The sequence below is a fragment of the Parabacteroides sp. AD58 genome, from assembly GCF_023744375.2.
Taxonomy (GTDB): domain Bacteria; phylum Bacteroidota; class Bacteroidia; order Bacteroidales; family Tannerellaceae; genus Parabacteroides; species Parabacteroides absconsus.
Map to the genome: position 1 here is coordinate 2130556 of NZ_CP146284.1, position 18635 is coordinate 2149190.

Sequence of the window (18635 nt, forward strand, 5' to 3'; positions counted from 1 at the left end):
GTGGATTGCACGCTACTTTTTTGCTCCTTGCCCAACGAAAGAAAAAGGCTATGGGTAAAGTTCAGATTCTTGCCGTCCTCACGATGGACGGGTGTCATTCTTCAGAATTATATGGCAAAGCGTATGAGGATTTACGCCTTGACCGCTGCGATATTGACAAAATAAGGGAAAACGCGCTTTACCATGTCACGCCGGACTACTCCATCTCCATGCTGGACGAATGGCGGAAAGACAATACCAACATCTGCTATCTCGCAGAAGCCACTCCCGATAATTCGGACTATATCAACGGGCTGTTGCGTATGCGGGTGGTGGATGAGATTATTCTATATACCGTGCCTTTCATATCGGGAACGGGACGGCATTTCTTCAAGTCGGCACTACCTGAAGCACGCTGGACACTCTCCTCACAAAAGAGTTATTCCAATGGAGTGTACCGGAGCATCTACACACGCATGGAAACCATGAAATAGCCGGAATGTTCCATAGGAGAACACTTTTATAATCCGTTTAATAAAGCAATGTTCTGAAAAAGAACATTTTAAGACTGCCATAATTCATGCCGGATAAAAAACATCAATTATTATTGCGCTGAAATCCAGTACGTTGTAAAGACCGTGCCGGATTTTTTGCTTTTTGGTCGCGATTTTTGCCAATATTATTCATGTGCGCATACCGAAAACAGAGTGTAAAATTTCAAAATTGACAGGACATGAATTATTTTTTATTGGCGGAAACCGATTTCTTCCGCCAGATAAACGAAGCCGGGGACTGCAATATGGAAAAAGCATACACGGCTTTCGCCACCCAAGTGATCGAACTGTGTATCGGCAGCCCGGACACGAACCGGACCATCATCGCGTTGGCTTACATCGAAATCGAATTACAGCATCATCCCGTGCGTAACCTTCCCGAAGAAAAGAAGGAAATAGCCAACTATGTCAGCAAGGCTCTCTCTTTCGTAAGGAAGATGCAGAAGTTTCTTGCCGCTCCCCAAGTGCCGCCACGAATCCCCATCCAAACATCCACCGACAACACAAACGAAAATACCGCCTCACCCTTGCAATGGACGGGCAACGCCATCGATCTCGTGGAACTGATCTACGGCATCAACGAGATGGGCTGTATCAACAACGGCAATATGCCGCTCAAACAGCTCGCCCCACTCCTGTACAAGATATTCGGTGTGGAATCAAAGGACTGTTACCGTTTCTACATCGACATCAAACGCCGGAAGAACGAGAGCCGCACCTATTTCCTTGACAAAATGCAGGAAAAACTGAACGAGAAGATGCTCCGTGATGAAGAGATGGAGCGCATGAGAAGATAAACAAAGAATACCTGAAGAAAATAATGGGCGGAACAAGTTTGACACTTTGCTCCGCCCGTTTTCATTGTACCCCGTCAGCTCTGTTATTTCTGCTGTAACAGATGTTTCAGATTTTCGTCGTTGGCAATCCGTTCCAGTTCCTCCTGAACAATCTGCTTGACTTCCTCCTTGATTCGCCTGTAATTCTCCTGCACCGTTTCCTTCATGCGGTCGTTACCTTTTTCGTCCGTGAAGTCGGTAATGACGGGTATCTTCTTGTAGGCTTTTTCCTCGCGCTTCACCTTCTCGGCATCCACGACAATCTCACAGTGAAAAATCTTCTGTTCGATACGCTCGTTGAAGTTATCGGACACAGAACCGACAAACATTCCCTGCGTCAAGCCGGAAATCTTGCTGGGCGGGATAAGCGCGTCCATCTGCGTATTGATGGAGGTGGAAACATCCTGTCGGTTGATGGATATGGACTGCCGTTTCTGCAAGACCTTTCCAAAACGTTCGGATAGCGTCTTGGCGGTTTCACCCACCACCTGCCCGGAGAAGATATTGCCGACGGTATTCATTACGACTTTGGCTTCCTTATCGCCATAGTCGCGTACCAACTGGCTGAAATCCTGAAAGCCCAGACACACGGCAACCTTGTTGCTTCGTGCGGTGGCGATAAGGTTGTCCAGCCCCTTGAAATATATCGTCGGTAGTTCATCTATAATAACCGACGACTTCAGCATCCCCTTCTTGTTTATGAGCTTTACGATACGGGAGTTATACAGACCGAGTGCCGCACCGTAAATATTCTGACGGTCGGGATTGTTACCCACGCACAGGATTTTCGGCTCTTCGGGATTGTTTATGTCCAGCGTAAACTCGCTGTCCGACATTACCCAATAGAGTTGCGGGGAAATCATTCGCGAGAGCGGAATTTTTGCACTTGCTATCTGCCCTTGAAGCTGCTCAGCCGCCCCACCGAGCCAAGCATCCATGAATGGTGATAGGTAGTTTTCAAGTTCGGGATATGAGGAAAGAATCGGGAAAATATCCTCGTAACGACGGTTCAAAAACTCAATGGCATGGGGAAACGTGCAATACTTACCACCCTTATAGATTTTGAGATACCATATAATGCTGGCAAACAGAATAATAGGTGATTCCACAAAGAAGTCGCCCTGCTTCTGCACCCACGTTTTATTGAGATTGAGCATAATCGTGTACGCACTCTCGTAAGCATCTGTAATATCCTCCATGAAGTCCGGGTGGATAGGATTACAACGGTGTGAGCGTCGCGGGTCGTCAAAGTTTATCACATAGAACTTCGGCTTCACCTTGTAGCCCTCCGGGTGGTTCAGCAGATGGTTGTAGGCAATAGTTGAAAGGTCGGGATATTTGAAGTCATAAATGTATTGACTAAATCCCTTTTCAATCTGCTGCTTGATGAAATTATTTACCACCGCATAGGATTTACCACTGCCCGGCGTACCCAACACGATGGAAGCCCTAAATGGATTCACGACATTGATCCAGCCGTTGTTCCAACGCTTTTTGTAGTAAAATCGTGTCGGAAGATTGACCGAATACTCACTTTCAATAAGCCGTGTTTCCTGCATGAAACTCTCGTTTTCGTTATTGAACACATCGTCCATGAGGTTGTGCTTCAACAGACGGCTCATCCACAGACCGCCCATCAACAGGCAGACATAACCTGCGCCAACGGTCAGGATATACAGTCCCGTCACCGCCTCTATCGGTAGCGGCAAAGCCAGTATCCACCAGTTGAGGAAGAACAGCACAAAGCCGACGGCAAGAGCCGTCCAGATTCGTCCCCAAGTGATTTTCTCACCTTTCACGCCCTTTGTCCCCAGACAGGACAGGGCAAGCAGTAGGACGGCAAACAGTTTCGTGTACAGGATGGAACGGAACAGCCCCGCCGTGCGGTTGAAGTTCATCAGGATTCTGTCCACCACACCGATGTCCACACCCCAAAGCCGGATTGCTTCGTAGCAGAACCAGTACACATTCATGACCACTAAAATAATACTCACGGCACGCAGAAAATCCATGATTTTCGCCAATGCCCTCAAATCGTCTTCTTGTTGTGACATACATTGATTTTTTGATTGTTGATATTTTCGATTACATACCCAAGCCCTTGCGCTTCTTCTTTTTCTTCTTGCGCTGCATCGCCCGGATGAAGGCTTCCTCTTCAGCGTCCACTGCCGGACCTTCGGGGGCAAACAGGTTCATGCCACCGGAATGGCTCTCGTATTCCCCACCGGAATAGCCTTGTTTGTCCTCTTGTCCCTCCACCGTAACGGAAAGAGGAATCGGAGGCTGTCCGGCGTAAGGCAGCGTGAAGTGTTCCTGCAAGGCGTTGGCGGAAAGCTCCTTGCCCATGCGTGAGCCGTTCAGCACGCAGCCCGTGCGGTGGTCGATGAACGTAGCTCCGTAGATGCGCCCTTCCTCCGTGTAGAGCAGTACGGTGTCGATGCCCTTCCCTTTGAGCGCGGCTACAAACTTCTCCTTGTCATACGTGCCTTCCAGCACGGAAAGGACGGTGCGTTTCGTCATGTCAGCAAGTTTCCTGTCCTTAATCTCCTGCTTGGAACGGGCAAACTTCTTCTGCACAGCTTCATAGCCAACGGACTTCCCGAACAGTGAGGACTTGAAAGGATTGCCGACCTTGTTGCCCTTATCGTCCGTGACGGAATAGACCAGCCCGTGATACTCGCGTCCGCGCACATTGCCATGCGCTTCCTCAACCGTCATATTATATAAGGAAAGAAGGGCGCGGTATTCGCCCATCGTCTGGAAGCGGTACTGCCCGCTGATAGCCTTGACGATATTTCCTGCCTGCTTCTTCACGTCGCCCGCAGAAGCGTCCACTTTGCGCAGCGGCGTGTCAAGACGGCGGTTCTTGCGTTCCGCGTCGTGCAGCCCGTATTTCCGTTCCAGTTCGCGTGTTATCTGCTTGCTCCGGTAAAAGTTATTCCGGGTGTCTATGCTCCTGCCGTTCTCGTCCACCCTGACCGTCACGATATGCAGATGGTGGCGGTCGATGTCCTCATGCTTGAAAACGAGATACGGCTGGTTGCCGAACCCCATCTTCTCCAGATACTCCAGTGCGATGTCCTGAAGTTCTGTATCCGTCAAAATATCGTCGGGATGCGGATTGAGCGAGATATGTACCACCGGTTTCTCTACCTTCGACCGCACGGGCATCATGCCGAGAAAGTCCTCCATTGCCCGGTGGATGTCCATCGTTCCCGTACCGTCATTGTAGATGCGGTTGGTCGTCAGAAGCCGCCCTTTCGCCTCGTTGATCTTCTCCCCGTTGTAGGCAAGTGCGCCGTACAACGAGTTTCCTATACTGATTTTTGCGACCATTTTTCCTGCATCTCCCTTGAAAGTTCCACAATCTTACGGCTCAGTTTTACGAGTTCGACGGTCTGTTGCTCCAGCTTGTAGAGCAACGCCATCGCCTTTTTCTCGGAAAAATGCAGCCTCAGTTCCTTCACTACTTGGTTGTAATTTGTACCTATTGCGCGGAACTGCGCATGAAAATCGGACAGTTTGGTGTAGTAATCCACCAGCGTCTTGTCCACTTTCAGCACTTTGAACGGCTGTCCGAAGAAGTGCGCCTTCAGGAAAACCGACTTGGCGTAAACGCCTGACTTCTCGAACATGGAGAGGAAACGGTTGTGTTCCTCCTCGTTGAAACGGACGGTGTAGCGGAACACCGCCGGATCGAGTTTGGGATTTCTCCCGCCTTTGTTTCTTCTTTTTTCACTCATATTGCTTTGGATTTAGCGGTTTGACGGCATAAGCCGCCGCTTCGAGGCACAGCACCGCAGGTTTGAGAGGCTTCCCGACTTCGGAGGGTAAGCCCGCCCCCCTGTAAGGGCAAGGCGTTTTCGTGGCTGCTCAAAATGTTTTGAGCGGCTGAAAACATACCTTGCTATGTTCAGGTGAACATAAAAATCCGTCGGGGACGGATTGGGGGAATGCCTTTCAAACTCCGGGCTGCGCCACCTGTGGCGAACCCTGCCGTTCGGGTGCAAAGTTACGCCCTTAACGCGGTATCGGACAGAGGCTTGACCCGGACAATCAATGCCAACCGACGCAACGTGCTGCCACTTGCCGGAGAAGTGATACGGATTCAAAAATATCCTTGTTTATTTGCAGCATGATTCAAGAAACGAACGATTTGAAGATATGGAAAAAGGAACTTTCAGATACCCGGCAAACCGCTTCGGCGGATATTTGCCAAACCGAATATCCGAACCGTCGGATAGCCGGTTTTCCAGTGACGCGGTGATTTATGGATTCAATGACTTCATGACGCAATGCCGTCATTCATCGGTTATCCGAATCCCAGCTTCACCATTGAAGCGGATACGTGACGGACCAATCTGTCAGTGTTTCACGGACGCCGATATGTATATCACCGCTTCCGTACAGGAACAGGAAAACAATTCATCAACCATTAAAAGCAATAGAACCATGAGTAATGAAATCTTCGTTGCATTCGCAACACAAAAGGGAGGTATCGGAAAATCGACCGTCACGGCTCTTGCCGCCAGCTACCTCCACAACGTGCAAGGTCACAATGTTGCCGTCATAGATTGCGACGCCCCGCAGCACAGCATCCACGGGCTGCGCGAACGTGAAACGAAACTTATCGACGAGAGCCTCTATTTCAAGGCACTCGCGTGTGACCACTTCCGCAAAATAAAAAAGAACGCCTATCCGGTCATTGCAAGCGATGCCCTCAACGCCCTTGACGATGCCGAAAGGATGCTTGCCGAAGAAGATGCGAAACCGGACATCGTGTTCTTCGATATGCCGGGAACGCTGAAAAGCAACGGCGTGGTAAAGACCCTCTCACAGATGGATTACATCTTCGCGCCCATGAGTGCCGACCGCTTCGTCGTGGAAAGCACCCTGCAATTCGCCGTGATGTTCCGTGACAACCTCATGACGACGGGACAGGCGAAAACAAAGGGGCTATACCTGTTCTGGACGATGGTGGACGGCAGGGAGAAGAACGGGCTGTACGACCTGTATGAAGATGTGATTGCCGAAATGGGGCTGTCGGTGTTGTCCACCCGCCTGCCCGACAGCAAGAAGTTCCGGCGCGACCTCTCGGAAGAGCGCAAGAGCGTTTTCCGCTCGACCATCTTCCCGATGGACGCATCCCTGCTGAAAGGGAGCGGCATCCGTGAGTTCTCGGAAGAGATAAGCCGTATCATCAAACCTCAATGAGCATGGGCAGCAGGAAAGTGAACACCGAAGGCATCGACGAGGAACTGTTGATAGCCTCCATCGGCAGACGCAAGCAGGACGGGACCCTGTACCGCGCACAGGAGCCGCCCGTGCCTGCCCCCGAAGAAGAGAGCGTCCCGGAAACGGAACCACCGCCCACGGCATCCCCGTCAAGGGAGAAGGTGCAGAAAGACACCGCCCGCCGCAAACGGCAGGAGGACGACTATTCCGGTCTGTTCCTCCGCCGCAACGAGATAAAGACACGCCAGTGCGTCTATATCAGCCGCGACGTACACAGCAAGATTCTTAAAATCGTGAACGACATCGCCGGACGGGAAATATCGGTAGGCGGCTACGTGGACACCGTGTTGCGCCAACATCTGGAACAGCACAAGGAGAAAATAAACGAACTGTACAAGAAACAACGTGAAGATTTAATATGAATATGGATATGAATCAGGAAAAGAACCAGAAAAACAGAAGTCCGCACCATGACGGCGGAGGTATGCTTGCCCAAGTGCAGGCGAGTGTGGAAATCCTGTCGCCCGTGCCGGTAAGCGGCAAATGCGGAGAAAAGGACTATGAACGGCTTTTCATCCGTGAACCCGAAGTAAAGGCACGCGAGGGGAAGATGGCATACGTGCGCCCGGAGTATCACGACCGCATCATGCGCATAACCCGTGTAATCGGGCATGACAGATTATCGCTGTCCGCCTATATCGACCATGTGCTTACACACCACTTCAACCAGTGCGAAGAGGCGATAAAGAGCCTTTACGCCCGGAATTACGACGCAGTATTTTAATCATCAAAAAGAAAAAGAAATGAGTAGAAAAAAGAATGATTATCGCGCCTTCCTGAAAAAATCAGGCTTCAAGGCAAGGGAAGGAAAACAAGTGTCCATCAGCAAAGAGACCCATGACAAGGTTGCCATGATTGTCCGCTGGCTGGGTGATGGTGAAGTCACAATGGCCGACTTCACTGAGAACGTGGTACGCGAGTTTCTCCGTACACACCGTGACGAACTGAACCGTATGTTGAACGCACTCCCCAGAATAGATTTATGAGCATGACGATGATTCTCCTGACCGTATCGGTCGGCTGCAACCTATGGTTCCTGTTCCTGCTGCTCTACGACCGCATCATGGAAACGAGATTCGTCCGCTTCCTTAAAGGCATTGCCGGGCTATGGCGGTCATTGGGCGGCACGGAGGTAAAGCAGGAAATGATACGGGAAACACCTCCCGCAGAAACATCGGACATCATCGGCAAAAGCCGTTTCAAGATGGCATCAACCCGGACAACCGCTGCCATACCGATGCAAGAAGCCGCCACTTCGGAAAAAGGCATTGAGCTGTCGGAGGAAGAGGCTACTTTTGACGATGGAAACACGGAAACCGTGTCCCGTCCGGCACAAGTCCCGGAGGAAAAACTCGATGAAACCTTCACGAGCATCCCGCCTTCGGAACTGGAGTTCGGGGAGGATGAACCGGAGGACGGAACGCCCGACACACCAAGAGCTACGGGGAGCAGTTTTGACGAGATAGACGATGCGGTCAGGGCTGCCAAGAACCCGGAAGCGACAAAGAAGGAATGTGAGCGTGCGGCAAAGGTCTTCTCCGATATGGAAGGAACGGAACTGTACGAGAAACTGATGTCCGGCTCAACTGAAATGAGCATCCGCATCAAGGGGCTTATCGAAGTCCGGCTGAAGAAACCGAAAAAGGAATTTACCGTACCCGACAACATTGACGAGTTCAATATTCGGGACTATGTATAACGACTAAAAAAGAGTGGAAATGAAAACGTAAGACGGCATCAACCATGCGCACGGCAGTACAAGGTACAGCCAACCCGCAACGGACAGCCCCAAGTCCGTAGAAACAAACGGGCTACCACTAAAACCAAAGTAAAGTAATCAAGTATCAACCGCCCGAAAAAGGACTATCCACCCTTTGGACGGCACAAAAAAAAGAACAGTTTATGAACAAGAACATCAGACAAAAGTTCATCATCTCTGCGGCACTCATGATTGCCGCAACCGCTTCTGCTTTCGCACAAGGAAACGGTCTGGCAGGCATCAACGAAGCCACCTCTATGGTCTCAAGCTATTTTGACCCAGGCACGAAATTAATTTACGCCATCGGCGCGGTGGTCGGGCTTATCGGCGGCGTGAAAGTCTATGGCAAGTTCTCGTCCGGCGACCCCGACACGAGCAAGACAGCCGCCTCATGGTTCGGGGCTTGCATCTTCCTGATTGTCGCCGCCACCATCCTGCGTTCATTCTTCCTTTAATAAACAATGTATGGCTGAATACCCGATAAACAAGGGTATCGGCCGTCCGGTAGAGTTCAAGGGCTTGAAGGCTCAGTACCTCTTCATCTTCTGCGGAGGTCTGCTGGCTCTCTTCGTCTTGTTCGTCATACTCTACATGGTCGGCATCGACCAGTGGATATGTATCGGCTTCGGCGCGGCATCGTCTTCCGTCCTCGTATGGCAGACCTTCGCGCTGAACGCCCGGTACGGCGAACACGGGCTGATGAAATTGGGAGCGGCAAGGAGCCATCCCCGATACCTTATCAACCGGCGGCGGATCACCCGATTATTCAAACGGCAACGAAAGGAAGAAACGACATGAGAAATACATCCAAAATGACAACACTGGAAAACAAGTTCCCGCTGCTGGCGGTGGAGCATGGCTGCATCATTTCCAAAGACGCCGACATCACGGTGGCTTTCGAGGTGGAACTGCCGGAGCTTTATACCGTGACGGGCGCGGAGTACGAGGCGATACACGGCTGCTGGTGCAAGGCTATCAAGGTGCTGCCGGACTTCTGCGTCGTGCATAAGCAGGACTGGTTCATCAAGGAACGCTACAAGCCGGAGCTACAGAAGGACGACATGAGTTTCTTGAGCCGCTCTTTTGAACGCCACTTCAACGAGCGTCCGTACCTGAAACATTCCTGCTACCTCTACCTGACCAAGACGACAAAGGAGCGTAACCGGATGCAGAGCAACTTCAGTACGCTGTGCCGGGGGCATATCATCCCGAAGGAGCTGGATAAGGAAACCGCCGGGAAGTTCATGGAAGCCGCCGAACAGTTCGAGCGCATCATGAACGACAGCGGCTTTGTCAGGCTGCGCCGCTTCTCCACCGACGAGCTTGTCGGGACGGAGAAGTCTGCCGGGCTGATAGAGCGTTACTTCTCGCTCATGCCCGAAGGCGACACGACCTTGCAGGACATCGACCTCTCGGCAAAGGAAATGCGCATCGGCGACAACCGCCTGTGTCTGCACACCCTCTCCGACGCGGAGGATATGCCCGGAAAGGTAGCTACCGACATCCGGTACGAAAAACTTTCCACCGACCGCTCGGACTGCCGCCTCTCCTTCGCCTCCCCCGTGGGGCTGCTGCTCTCCTGCAACCACATCTACAACCAGTATGTGATTATCGACAACAGCGAGGAAAATTTGCAGAAGTTCGAGAAGTCCGCGAGGAATATGCAGTCGCTCTCCCGATACAGCCGGAGCAACAGCATCAACCGCGAGTGGATAGACCAGTACCTGAACGAAGCCCATTCCTACGGGCTGACCTCGGTACGGGCGCACTTCAACGTCATGGCATGGAGCGATGACGCGGAGGAACTGAAGCATATCAAGAACGATGTAGGCAGCCAGCTGGCGAGTATGGAGTGCGTACCGCGCCACAACACCATCGACTGCCCGACACTCTACTGGGCGGCGATGCCCGGCAATGCGGCGGACTTCCCGGCGGAAGAGAGTTTCCATATCTTCATCGAGCAGGCGGTATGCCTTTTCACGGAGGAAACCAACTACCGCAGCTCGCTCTCGCCCTTCGGCATCAAGATGGTGGACAGGCTCACTGGAAAACCGTTGCACCTTGATATCAGCGACCTGCCGATGAAGCGGGGCATCACGACGAACCGCAACAAGTTCGTGTTGGGTCCTTCGGGCAGCGGCAAATCCTTCTTTATGAACCACCTCGTGAGGCAATACTACGAGCAGGGTACGCATGTGGTACTGGTGGACACGGGAAACTCCTATCAGGGCTTGTGCGAGATGATCCGGCGCAAAACAAACGGGGCGGACGGCGTGTACTTCACCTACACGGAGGAGAAACCGATTTCGTTCAACCCGTTCTACACCGATGATTACGTGTTCGACGTGGAGAAAAAGGACAGCATCAAGACGCTGCTGCTGACGCTCTGGAAGTCGGAGGACGACAAAGTGACGAAGACGGAAAGCGGCGAACTGGGCAGTGCGGTGAACGCCTATATTGAGCGTATCAGGGCTGACAGGAGCATCGTCCCCTCGTTCAACACCTTCTACGAGTATATGCGCGACGACTACCGCCGCGAACTGGCGGAACGTGAGATAAAGGTGGAGAAGTCAGACTTCAACATCGACAATATGCTCACCACCATGCGGCAGTATTACCGGGGCGGACGCTACGACTTCCTGCTCAACTCCACGGAGAACATCGACCTGCTCGGCAAACGGTTCATTGTTTTCGAGATTGACAGTATTAAGGAAAATCGCGAGCTTTTCCCGGTCGTGACCATCATCATCATGGAAGCCTTCATCAACAAGATGCGCCGTCTGAAAGGCGTAAGGAAACAGCTGATAGTGGAAGAGGCTTGGAAGGCTCTATCTTCGGCGAACATGGCTGAGTACCTGCGCTATATGTACAAGACCGTGCGCAAGTATTACGGGGAGGCAATCGTGGTGACGCAGGAGGTGGACGACATCATTTCCTCGCCCGTGGTCAAGGAGAGTATCATCAATAACTCCGACTGCAAGATACTTCTCGACCAGCGGAAGTACATGAACAAGTTTGATGCCATACAGTCCCTGTTGGGTCTGACGGAGAAGGAGAAGTCGCAGATACTCTCCATCAACATGGCGAACAACCCGTCAAGGCTCTACAAGGAAGTCTGGATCGGACTGGGCGGCACGCAGTCGGCGGTCTATGCCACCGAAGTTAGTGCTGAAGAGTATCTGGCGTACACCACTGAAGAAACGGAGAAGGTGGAGGTTTACCGTCTGGCGGAGCAGCTGGGCGGCGACATCGAAGCCGCCATCCGGCAGCTTGCCGAAAGGCGGAGAAACAAGAAATAATAGAAACAGATTCATCAACCAAAAAAGAAAATGTGTATGAGTATATCAAGAACGAAAATGCTGCAAGTCAGCAAGTGTTTAATCGGGCTGGCAGTCATGATACTGCAATCCTGCGAAACTGTGGACAACCGCCGCGACCTGCTTTGCGGGAACTGGGAGAGCGTTGAGGGAAAGCCCGACGTGCTTATCTACAAGGAGGGCGAAGCCTATAAGGTAACAGTATTCAAGCGGAGCGGTCTGCGCCGTAAGCTGAAACCGGAAACCTATCTCTTGCAGGAGGAGAACGGCAACCTGTTCATGAACACCGGATTCCGTATCGACGTGTCCTACAACGAGGCGACGGACATCCTGACCTTCTCGCCCAACGGGGACTATGTGCGCGTGAACCCGAAACCGGACCATCCGATAGGCGAGCAATAAATAATGAAATCCACTAAAATCCAAAGTAACATGAGAACAAGAATAACATTAGCCATCTGCCTGTGCCTGTTTGCAGTCGGCAGGGCAAGCGCACAGTGGGCGGTGATAGACCCGTCCAACATCGCGCAGAGCATCGTGAACACCTCCAAGAACGTGGTACACACTTCCACGACCGCCCAGAATATGATAAAAAATTTTCAAGAGACGGTGAAGATTTACGAGCAGGGCAAGAAGTATTATGACGCACTCAAATCCGTGAACAATCTGGTAAAGGACGCCCGGAAGGTGCAGCAAACCATCCTGATGGTGGGTGACATCACCGACACCTATGTGACCAGTTTCCAGAGGATGATGCGTGACGATAACTTCACGGTGGAGGAACTGGGAGCCATCGCTTTCGGCTACACGAAACTGCTGGAGGAATCCAACGACGTGCTGACGGAACTGAAGAATGTGGTGAACATCACCACGCTCTCCATGACAGACAAGGAGCGCATGGACGTGGTGGAACGCTGCTACTCCAAGATGAAGCGTTACCGCAACCTTGTGAGCTACTACACCAACAAGAACATCAGCGTGAGCTACCTGCGTGCGAAAAAGAAGAACGACCTCGACCGCATCATGGGGCTGTACGGGAACATGAACGAAAGATACTGGTAGCCTATGAATTTCGACAACCTTCACCAGATTCTGCGCTCGCTCTACGAACAGATGATGCCGCTATGCGGGGACATGGCGGGCGTGGCGAAAGGCATCGCCGGGCTGGGTGCGCTGTTCTACGTCGCCTACCGGGTGTGGCAGTCGCTGGCGAGAGCCGAACCGATAGACGTGTTCCCCATGCTGCGCCCGTTTGCGATAGGCTTATGCATCATGTTCTTCCCGACGGTGGTATTAGGCACGATAAACAGTGTCATGTCGCCCGTCGTGCAGGGCACGGCAAAGATGCTGGAGGCGGAAACGCTGGACATGAACCAGTACCGTGAGCAGAAAGACAAACTGGAATACGAGGCGATGATGCGCAACCCCGAAACCGCCTACCTTGTGTCGAACGAGGAGTTTGACAAACAGCTGGAGGAACTGGGCTGGTCACCCGGTGACATGGTGACGATGGCGGGGATGTATATCGAGCGCGGGATGTACAACATGAAGAAGGGCATCCGCGACTTCTTCCGCGAGATACTGGAACTGATGTTCCAAGCCGCCGCCCTCGTGATAGATACCATCCGCACGTTCTTCCTCGTGGTGCTGGCGATACTCGGTCCGATAGCCTTCGCCATATCGGTGTGGGACGGCTTTCAAAGTACACTCACACAGTGGATATGCCGCTACATACAGGTTTATCTGTGGCTGCCCGTGTCGGATATGTTCAGCACCATACTGGCGAAGATTCAGGTGCTGATGCTGCAAAGCGACATCGAGCGTATGCAGGCTGACCCGAACTTCTCGCTGGATTCGAGCGACGGTGTGTATATCGTCTTCATGATCATAGGAATCATCGGCTACTTCACCATCCCGACGGTGGCAGGCTGGATTATCCAAGCCGGAGGCATGGGAAGCTACGGTCGCAACGTGAACCAGACGGCAGGACGAGCAGGAAGCATGGCGGGCAGCGTGGCGGGTGCAGCCGCAGGCAACATGGTCGGACGTGCCGGGAAACTGCTGAAATAATCAACTGACAATTAAAAACGAATAAAAAACAATGGAATTTAAGTCACTCAAAAACATCGAATCATCGTTCAGGCAGATACGCCTGTTCGGTATCGTCTTCCTCTCGTTGTGCGCCGTGATAACGGTATGGAGCGTGTGGAGTTCCTACCGCTTCGCAGAGCGGCAACGGGAAAAGATTTACGTGCTGGACAACGGCAAGTCGCTGATGCTGGCTCTCTCGCAGGACTTGTCGCAGAACCGTCCGGCGGAGGCAAGGGAACACGTGCGTCGTTTCCACGAGCTGTTCTTCACGCTCTCGCCCGAAAAGAGCGCGATAGAGCATAACGTGAAACGCGCCCTGCTATTAGCGGACAAAAGTGTGTACAACTACTATTCGGACTTTGCCGAGAAAGGGTACTACAACCGCATTATCGCCGGGAACATCAACCAAGTGCTGAAGGTGGACAGCGTGGTATGCGACTTCAACGGTTATCCCTACCGTGCCGTGACCTACGCCACACAGAAGATCATCCGGCAAAGCAACGTCACCGAGCGCAGCCTCGTGACCACGTGCCGCCTCTTGAACTCGTCCCGTTCGGACGACAATCCCAACGGTTTCACCATCGAGGGATTCACCATCATCGAGAACAAGGATTTACAAACCATCAAAAGGTAACGGACATGAAGAAAATCAGGAAATCATTTTGGCGTGCGTACTGGATGCTCCACGACAAAAAGAAAATGCTGGTGGCAAGGCTCAAAGGTTATCTGGACGGCTTGCCCCCGAAAACACGCAGGCGCATCGTGCTGGCGATGCTCGCCGCCTTCGCGGTGCTTGCCCTCTACACCTTCGGCAAAGCCGTCTATGACATTGGCAGGAATGACGGCAGCCGGATAGTAACAAACCATGCCGGACAGGTGGAACTGTCCGCAAAGCCGGACAACAATCATAATGTAATACCTTATTTATATGGAGCAGACGAAGAATGAACCTAAAAACGAGAACACGGCGGCTCCCGACAACGGGAAACCGAAGAAGGAGCGCAAGCCGCTGACCGAAGCCCAAAGGCTGAAACGTCAGAAAATGATAGTACTGCCCGCTATGGTGCTGGTATTTATCGGGGTGATGTGGCTGATATTCGCCCCGTCTTCCGACAAGGAGCAGCAACCGGGAACGGGTGGTTACAACATCGAAATGCCCGATGCGGACAAGGCGAACCGCCAGATCATCGGCGACAAGGCGAAAGCCTACGAACAGGGGGCGATGGAGGAACGGCAGGAAAACCGCAGCCGCGCCATGCAGGAGCTTGGCGATATGTTCGACCGCGAGGTGGCGGAAGCGGACGGCGGCAGGGACTTCGACCTTGCCAATCCCGGAAATGCGGAAGATGCAACAGCAACATCATCCGCTCCGAAAACCATCCAATCCTCCGCAGCCGCCTACCGCGACCTCAATGCCACGCTCGGCAACTTCTACGAGCAGCCGAAGAACGACAACGCGGAAATGGACGAACTATTGGAGCGCATCGCCTCGCTGGAATCGGAATTGGAATGCGAGAAGGGCAAGGCGTCCGCTATGGATGACCAAGTGGCACTCATGGAGAAGTCCTACGAGCTGGCGGCGAAGTACATGGGCGGACAAAACGGCACACAGCCACCTGTTGGACAGGCGGCAGAGCCTTACCCCGTGCAGAAAGCCGGAAAGAACACGGCTGCACCTGTCAGGCAGGTAACGCATCAGGTGGTGTCCTCGCTCTCACAGCCGATGAGCAACGCTGAGTTTGTCGCCTCCTTCTCGCAGGAGCGTAACCGCAGTTTCAATACGGCGGTGGGGGTCACGACCGTATCGGACAAAAACACCATTTCGGCGTGCATCTATGGGGCGCAGAGTGTGACGGACGGGCAAGCTGTCAAACTCCGGCTGCTGGAGCCAATGGCGGTGGCGGACAAAATCATCCCCCGTAATGCGGTGGTGGTAGGCACGGCAAAGATTCAGGGCGAACGGCTCGATATTGAAATTACTTCGCTGGAGTACGCGGGTACGATCATACCGGTGGAACTGGCGGTGTATGACACAGACGGGCAGCCCGGTATCTTCATTCCCAATTCGATGGAAATGAACGCCGTCAGGGAGGTTGTCGCCAACATGGGCGGCTCGCTGGGCAGCAGCATCAATATCTCCACCAACGCCGGGGCGCAGCTCGCCTCCGATTTGGGCAAGGGGCTGATACAAGGCACGAGCCAGTATATCGCCAAGAAGATGCGTACCGTCAAGGTGCATCTGAAAGCCGGATATAAGGTCATGCTTTATCAGGATAGAGATTGAAAACAATAACAATCAACGATTAACAGAAACAACAAGCAAATTTTATTTACCACTAAAATCCAAAGTAGAATGAAAAAAGTAATCATCATGTTTGCCCTCGCTATGGGCATCGTAACTGCCAACGCGCAGGAGAACGTAACCGTTGGAGAGAACAACGGAAGTGAACAACCGACCTTGACAAAGGAGGTCTATCCGCAGAAGGAGGCGGACGGCGACCTGTATCACGGGCTGACAAAGAAGCTGACCTTTGACCACATGGTCCCTCCGCACGGCTTGGAAGTGACCTACGACAAGACCGTCCACGTCATTTTCCCCTCGGAGGTTCGTTACGTCGATTTAGGTTCGCCCGACCTGATTGCGGGCAAAGCCGACGGAGCGGAGAATGTCATCCGCGTGAAGGCTACCGTGAGGAACTTCCCTAACGAAACCAATATGTCCGTGATAACGGAGGACGGGAGTTTCTATACCTTCAACGTGAAATATGCCTCCGAACCGTTGCTGCTCAATGTGGAGATGTGCGACTTCATCCATGACGGCGAGAAGGTGAACCGCCCGAATAATGCGCAGGAAATCTATCTGAAGGAACTGGGCAGCGAAAGCCCGATGCTGGTACGCCTTATCATGAAGTCCATCCACAAGCAGAACAAGCGCGAGGTGAAGCACATCGGCTGCAAGCGATTCGGCATCCAGTACCTGCTGAAAGGTATCTACACGCATAACGGGTTACTCTATTTCCACACGGAGATAAAGAACCAGAGCAACGTGCCTTTCGACGTAGACTATATCACATGGAAAATCGTGGACAAGAAGGTGGCGAAGCGTACCGCCGTGCAGGAGCAGATCATCCTGCCGCTCCGTGCGCAGAATTACGCCACGCTCGTGCCGGGCAAGAAGAGCGAACGCACGGTATTCACGATGGCGAAGTTCACCATCCCCGATGACAAGTGCCTCGTGGTGGAACTCAACGAGAAGAACGGAGGTCGCCACCAGTCTTTCGTGATTGAGAACGAGGACTTGGTGCGTGCCAATACCATCAACGAACTTCAAGTACGCTGACCATGAGAAAGTACATCGCAATAATCATCGCGTCGCTTGCCCTGTTCACGGGGCAGGCGCACGCCCAGCGATGCCTGCCGAAGATGCAGGGCATCGAGATCAGGGCGAACATGGCGGACGGTTTCAATCCCGGCGGCAACGACGGCGGGTACAGTTTCGGGGCGGCTCTCTCCACCTACACGAAAAAGGGGAACAAATGGGTGTTCGGCGGCGAATATCTGTTGAAGAACAACCCTTACAAGGACGGAAAGATACCCGTGGCGCAGTTCACGGCGGAGGGCGGCTACTACCTCAAGATACTCTCCGATGCCCGTAAAATCGTGTTCGTCTATGCAGGGGCTTCGGCTCTTGCCGGATATGAATCGGTGAACTGGGGCGAAAAGGTGCTGTATGACGGCTCCACGCTTCATGACAGGGACGCCTTCATCTACGGCGGTGCGCTGACACTCGATGTGGAGTTTTACGTGGCTGACTGGATCGCCCTGCTCGCCAACCTCCGGGAGCGTTGCCTGTGGGGTGGCGACACGAGGAAGTTTCATACGCAGTTCGGGGTCGGTATCAAGTTCATCATCAACTGACACGGACATGGAACGGACGGAAATAGACATCATCAGACAAATGCCCATTGCGGTTTTTCTCGCACGGCTGGGGCATGAGCCTGTCAGAAGGAGCGGTAACGAGCTGTGGTATATCGCCCCATATAGGGGCGAGCGCACGCCCTCTTTCCGTGTGAACGTGGCGAAACAGCTCTGGTACGACTTCGGTCTGGGCAAAGGTGGCGACATCTTTACGCTTGCCGGAGAGTTTGCCCGAAGCGGTGACTTCATGGAACAAGTGAAATTCATAGCGGGAACCGCCAATATACCTATGCCTGTTCCCGAAGTGAGCAAACCGACTTTACTGCCTAAACCGTCAGAACCTGCCTTTGAGGGAGTGGAAGCCGTCCCGCTGTTTCGTTCTCCACTGACGGACTATCTGGCGGAACGGGGCATTCCTTACGCTGTCGCATCACGTTACTGCTGCCGACTGAATTACGGAGTGCGTGGCAAACGATATTTTGCAGTCGGTTTTCCGAACGTGGCAGGCGGATATGAAATCCGCAGCCGTTTCTTCAAAGGATGCGTGCCTCCGAAAGATGTGTCGCTGGTCAAGGCGGAAGGCTCTCCGGCTGACGTGTGCAGCGTTTTTGAAGGCTTCATGGACTTTCTTTCTGCTGCCACGCTCGGATTGGAAAAGGGAGACTGCCTCGTATTGAACTCTGTTGCCAACGTGGAAAAGGCAATGAGGTATCTGGACGGCTACGGGTGCATAGACTGTTATCTCGACCATGACGCAGCCGGACGGCGCACGTTGAAAACGCTGAAAGGACATTATGGAGAACGTGTCTATGACCGTTCCGCTCTCTATGACGGTTGCAAGGACTTGAATGAGTATCTGCAACTGACAACCAAAAAAGAACAATAA

At 52.7% G+C, this 18635-nt stretch carries 22 protein-coding genes; 19 read left to right on the forward strand and 3 right to left on the reverse strand.

Annotated features, from left to right (window positions below; genetic code table 11):
* The first annotated feature begins 50 nt into the window (after positions 1-50).
* Both NEE14_RS09235 and NEE14_RS09240 read left to right on the forward strand, forming a co-directional pair.
* Complete coding sequence (locus tag NEE14_RS09235) at positions 51-473, forward strand: dihydrofolate reductase family protein (protein WP_008653350.1); 423 nt, start codon at positions 51-53, stop codon at positions 471-473.
* A 239-nt stretch (positions 474-712) separates the two neighbouring features.
* A complete protein-coding gene (locus tag NEE14_RS09240) occupies positions 713-1330 on the forward strand; it encodes an RteC domain-containing protein (RefSeq protein ID WP_038607241.1) in 618 nt (205 codons plus the stop codon).
* Positions 1331-1413: 83 nt separating this feature from the next.
* Here NEE14_RS09240 and mobC read toward each other — a convergent pair whose 3' ends face one another.
* From mobC to mobA, 3 genes are read right to left on the reverse strand one after another with little or no spacing between them, the layout of a single operon-like run.
* Positions 1414-3423 carry a conjugal transfer protein MobC gene (gene mobC, locus NEE14_RS09245; protein WP_008653348.1) on the reverse strand — a complete coding sequence of 670 codons (2010 nt, stop codon included), beginning with the start codon at positions 3421-3423 and terminating at the stop codon, positions 1414-1416.
* Between the two features lie 31 nt (positions 3424-3454).
* Complete coding sequence (gene mobB, locus NEE14_RS09250) at positions 3455-4705, reverse strand: conjugal transfer protein MobB (RefSeq protein WP_008653346.1); 1251 nt, start codon at positions 4703-4705, stop codon at positions 3455-3457.
* Positions 4684-5112 carry a conjugal transfer protein MobA gene (mobA, locus tag NEE14_RS09255; protein WP_008653343.1) on the reverse strand — a complete coding sequence of 143 codons (429 nt, stop codon included), beginning with the start codon at positions 5110-5112 and terminating at the stop codon, positions 4684-4686. Before mobA ends, mobB begins: the two co-directional genes overlap by 22 nt.
* Before the next feature lie 421 nt (positions 5113-5533).
* On the opposite strand from mobA, the gene NEE14_RS09260 reads away from it, so the two are divergent.
* The 17 genes from NEE14_RS09260 (at position 5534) to NEE14_RS09340 (ending at position 18635) form a co-directional block, all read left to right on the forward strand.
* Positions 5534-6583, forward strand: coding sequence for a ParA family protein (locus NEE14_RS09260; protein WP_008653337.1), 1050 nt, complete (start codon positions 5534-5536; stop codon positions 6581-6583).
* A 2-nt stretch (positions 6584-6585) separates the two neighbouring features.
* Positions 6586-7026, forward strand: coding sequence for a DUF3408 domain-containing protein (locus tag NEE14_RS09265; RefSeq protein WP_008653334.1), 441 nt, complete (start codon positions 6586-6588; stop codon positions 7024-7026).
* An 8-nt stretch (positions 7027-7034) separates the two neighbouring features.
* The gene (locus tag NEE14_RS09270) at positions 7035-7388 is read left to right on the forward strand and encodes a DUF3408 domain-containing protein (RefSeq protein WP_038608074.1); all 354 of its coding nucleotides are present in this window, start codon (positions 7035-7037) and stop codon (positions 7386-7388) included.
* Complete coding sequence (locus tag NEE14_RS09275; RefSeq protein WP_259322124.1) at positions 7369-7650, forward strand: DUF3408 domain-containing protein; 282 nt, start codon at positions 7369-7371, stop codon at positions 7648-7650. Before NEE14_RS09270 ends, NEE14_RS09275 begins: the two co-directional genes overlap by 20 nt.
* Positions 7647-8363 (forward strand): hypothetical protein, encoded by a 717-nt coding sequence (locus tag NEE14_RS09280; protein WP_008653331.1) that lies wholly within the window; start codon positions 7647-7649, stop codon positions 8361-8363. Before NEE14_RS09275 ends, NEE14_RS09280 begins: the two co-directional genes overlap by 4 nt.
* Before the next feature lie 203 nt (positions 8364-8566).
* Positions 8567-8878, forward strand: a complete 312-nt coding sequence (locus NEE14_RS09285; RefSeq protein ID WP_007656423.1) for a DUF4134 domain-containing protein — start codon at positions 8567-8569, stop codon at positions 8876-8878.
* 10 nt (positions 8879-8888) lie between these two features.
* Positions 8889-9221 (forward strand): DUF4133 domain-containing protein, encoded by a 333-nt coding sequence (locus NEE14_RS09290; RefSeq protein WP_007749041.1) that lies wholly within the window; start codon positions 8889-8891, stop codon positions 9219-9221.
* Complete coding sequence (locus NEE14_RS09295) at positions 9218-11722, forward strand: TraG family conjugative transposon ATPase (RefSeq protein ID WP_008653330.1); 2505 nt, start codon at positions 9218-9220, stop codon at positions 11720-11722. Before NEE14_RS09290 ends, NEE14_RS09295 begins: the two co-directional genes overlap by 4 nt.
* A gap of 36 nt (positions 11723-11758) precedes the next feature.
* The gene (locus NEE14_RS09300; protein WP_008653328.1) at positions 11759-12142 is read left to right on the forward strand and encodes a DUF3876 domain-containing protein; all 384 of its coding nucleotides are present in this window, start codon (positions 11759-11761) and stop codon (positions 12140-12142) included.
* Positions 12143-12172: 30 nt separating this feature from the next.
* On the forward strand, positions 12173-12802 hold the full coding sequence (locus tag NEE14_RS09305) for a DUF4141 domain-containing protein (protein WP_023056944.1): 630 nt from the start codon (positions 12173-12175) through the stop codon (positions 12800-12802).
* Between the two features lie 3 nt (positions 12803-12805).
* Positions 12806-13810, forward strand: a complete 1005-nt coding sequence (gene traJ / locus NEE14_RS09310) for a conjugative transposon protein TraJ (protein ID WP_008653323.1) — start codon at positions 12806-12808, stop codon at positions 13808-13810.
* Positions 13811-13841: 31 nt separating this feature from the next.
* The gene (gene traK / locus NEE14_RS09315) at positions 13842-14465 is read left to right on the forward strand and encodes a conjugative transposon protein TraK (RefSeq protein ID WP_004308925.1); all 624 of its coding nucleotides are present in this window, start codon (positions 13842-13844) and stop codon (positions 14463-14465) included.
* Positions 14466-14470: 5 nt separating this feature from the next.
* A complete protein-coding gene (locus NEE14_RS09320; protein WP_008653322.1) occupies positions 14471-14779 on the forward strand; it encodes a TraL conjugative transposon family protein in 309 nt (102 codons plus the stop codon).
* Positions 14760-16115, forward strand: coding sequence for a conjugative transposon protein TraM (gene traM, locus NEE14_RS09325; RefSeq protein ID WP_038611470.1), 1356 nt, complete (start codon positions 14760-14762; stop codon positions 16113-16115). The genes NEE14_RS09320 and traM overlap by 20 nt, the downstream gene beginning before the upstream one ends.
* 69 nt (positions 16116-16184) lie before the next feature.
* The gene (gene traN, locus NEE14_RS09330) at positions 16185-17171 is read left to right on the forward strand and encodes a conjugative transposon protein TraN (protein ID WP_008653317.1); all 987 of its coding nucleotides are present in this window, start codon (positions 16185-16187) and stop codon (positions 17169-17171) included.
* A 2-nt stretch (positions 17172-17173) separates the two neighbouring features.
* Positions 17174-17749 (forward strand): conjugal transfer protein TraO, encoded by a 576-nt coding sequence (locus NEE14_RS09335; RefSeq protein ID WP_008653316.1) that lies wholly within the window; start codon positions 17174-17176, stop codon positions 17747-17749.
* Positions 17750-17756: 7 nt separating this feature from the next.
* On the forward strand, positions 17757-18635 hold the full coding sequence (locus tag NEE14_RS09340; RefSeq protein WP_008653313.1) for a toprim domain-containing protein: 879 nt from the start codon (positions 17757-17759) through the stop codon (positions 18633-18635).

Coding starts and splice junctions, on each gene's coding strand:
- NEE14_RS09235 (WP_008653350.1), top strand. CDS start 51: ATGGGTAAAGTTCAGATTCTTGCCGTCCTCACGATGGACGGGTGTCAT.
- NEE14_RS09240 (WP_038607241.1), top strand. CDS start 713: ATGAATTATTTTTTATTGGCGGAAACCGATTTCTTCCGCCAGATAAAC.
- mobC (WP_008653348.1), bottom strand. CDS start 3,423: ATGTCACAACAAGAAGACGATTTGAGGGCATTGGCGAAAATCATGGAT.
- mobB (WP_008653346.1), bottom strand. CDS start 4,705: ATGGTCGCAAAAATCAGTATAGGAAACTCGTTGTACGGCGCACTTGCC.
- mobA (WP_008653343.1), bottom strand. CDS start 5,112: ATGAGTGAAAAAAGAAGAAACAAAGGCGGGAGAAATCCCAAACTCGAT.
- NEE14_RS09260 (WP_008653337.1), top strand. CDS start 5,534: ATGGAAAAAGGAACTTTCAGATACCCGGCAAACCGCTTCGGCGGATAT.
- NEE14_RS09265 (WP_008653334.1), top strand. CDS start 6,586: ATGGGCAGCAGGAAAGTGAACACCGAAGGCATCGACGAGGAACTGTTG.
- NEE14_RS09270 (WP_038608074.1), top strand. CDS start 7,035: ATGAATCAGGAAAAGAACCAGAAAAACAGAAGTCCGCACCATGACGGC.
- NEE14_RS09280 (WP_008653331.1), top strand. CDS start 7,647: ATGAGCATGACGATGATTCTCCTGACCGTATCGGTCGGCTGCAACCTA.
- NEE14_RS09285 (WP_007656423.1), top strand. CDS start 8,567: ATGAACAAGAACATCAGACAAAAGTTCATCATCTCTGCGGCACTCATG.
- NEE14_RS09290 (WP_007749041.1), top strand. CDS start 8,889: ATGGCTGAATACCCGATAAACAAGGGTATCGGCCGTCCGGTAGAGTTC.
- NEE14_RS09295 (WP_008653330.1), top strand. CDS start 9,218: ATGAGAAATACATCCAAAATGACAACACTGGAAAACAAGTTCCCGCTG.
- NEE14_RS09300 (WP_008653328.1), top strand. CDS start 11,759: ATGAGTATATCAAGAACGAAAATGCTGCAAGTCAGCAAGTGTTTAATC.
- NEE14_RS09305 (WP_023056944.1), top strand. CDS start 12,173: ATGAGAACAAGAATAACATTAGCCATCTGCCTGTGCCTGTTTGCAGTC.
- traJ (WP_008653323.1), top strand. CDS start 12,806: ATGAATTTCGACAACCTTCACCAGATTCTGCGCTCGCTCTACGAACAG.
- traK (WP_004308925.1), top strand. CDS start 13,842: ATGGAATTTAAGTCACTCAAAAACATCGAATCATCGTTCAGGCAGATA.
- NEE14_RS09320 (WP_008653322.1), top strand. CDS start 14,471: ATGAAGAAAATCAGGAAATCATTTTGGCGTGCGTACTGGATGCTCCAC.
- traM (WP_038611470.1), top strand. CDS start 14,760: ATGGAGCAGACGAAGAATGAACCTAAAAACGAGAACACGGCGGCTCCC.
- traN (WP_008653317.1), top strand. CDS start 16,185: ATGAAAAAAGTAATCATCATGTTTGCCCTCGCTATGGGCATCGTAACT.
- NEE14_RS09335 (WP_008653316.1), top strand. CDS start 17,174: ATGAGAAAGTACATCGCAATAATCATCGCGTCGCTTGCCCTGTTCACG.
- NEE14_RS09340 (WP_008653313.1), top strand. CDS start 17,757: ATGGAACGGACGGAAATAGACATCATCAGACAAATGCCCATTGCGGTT.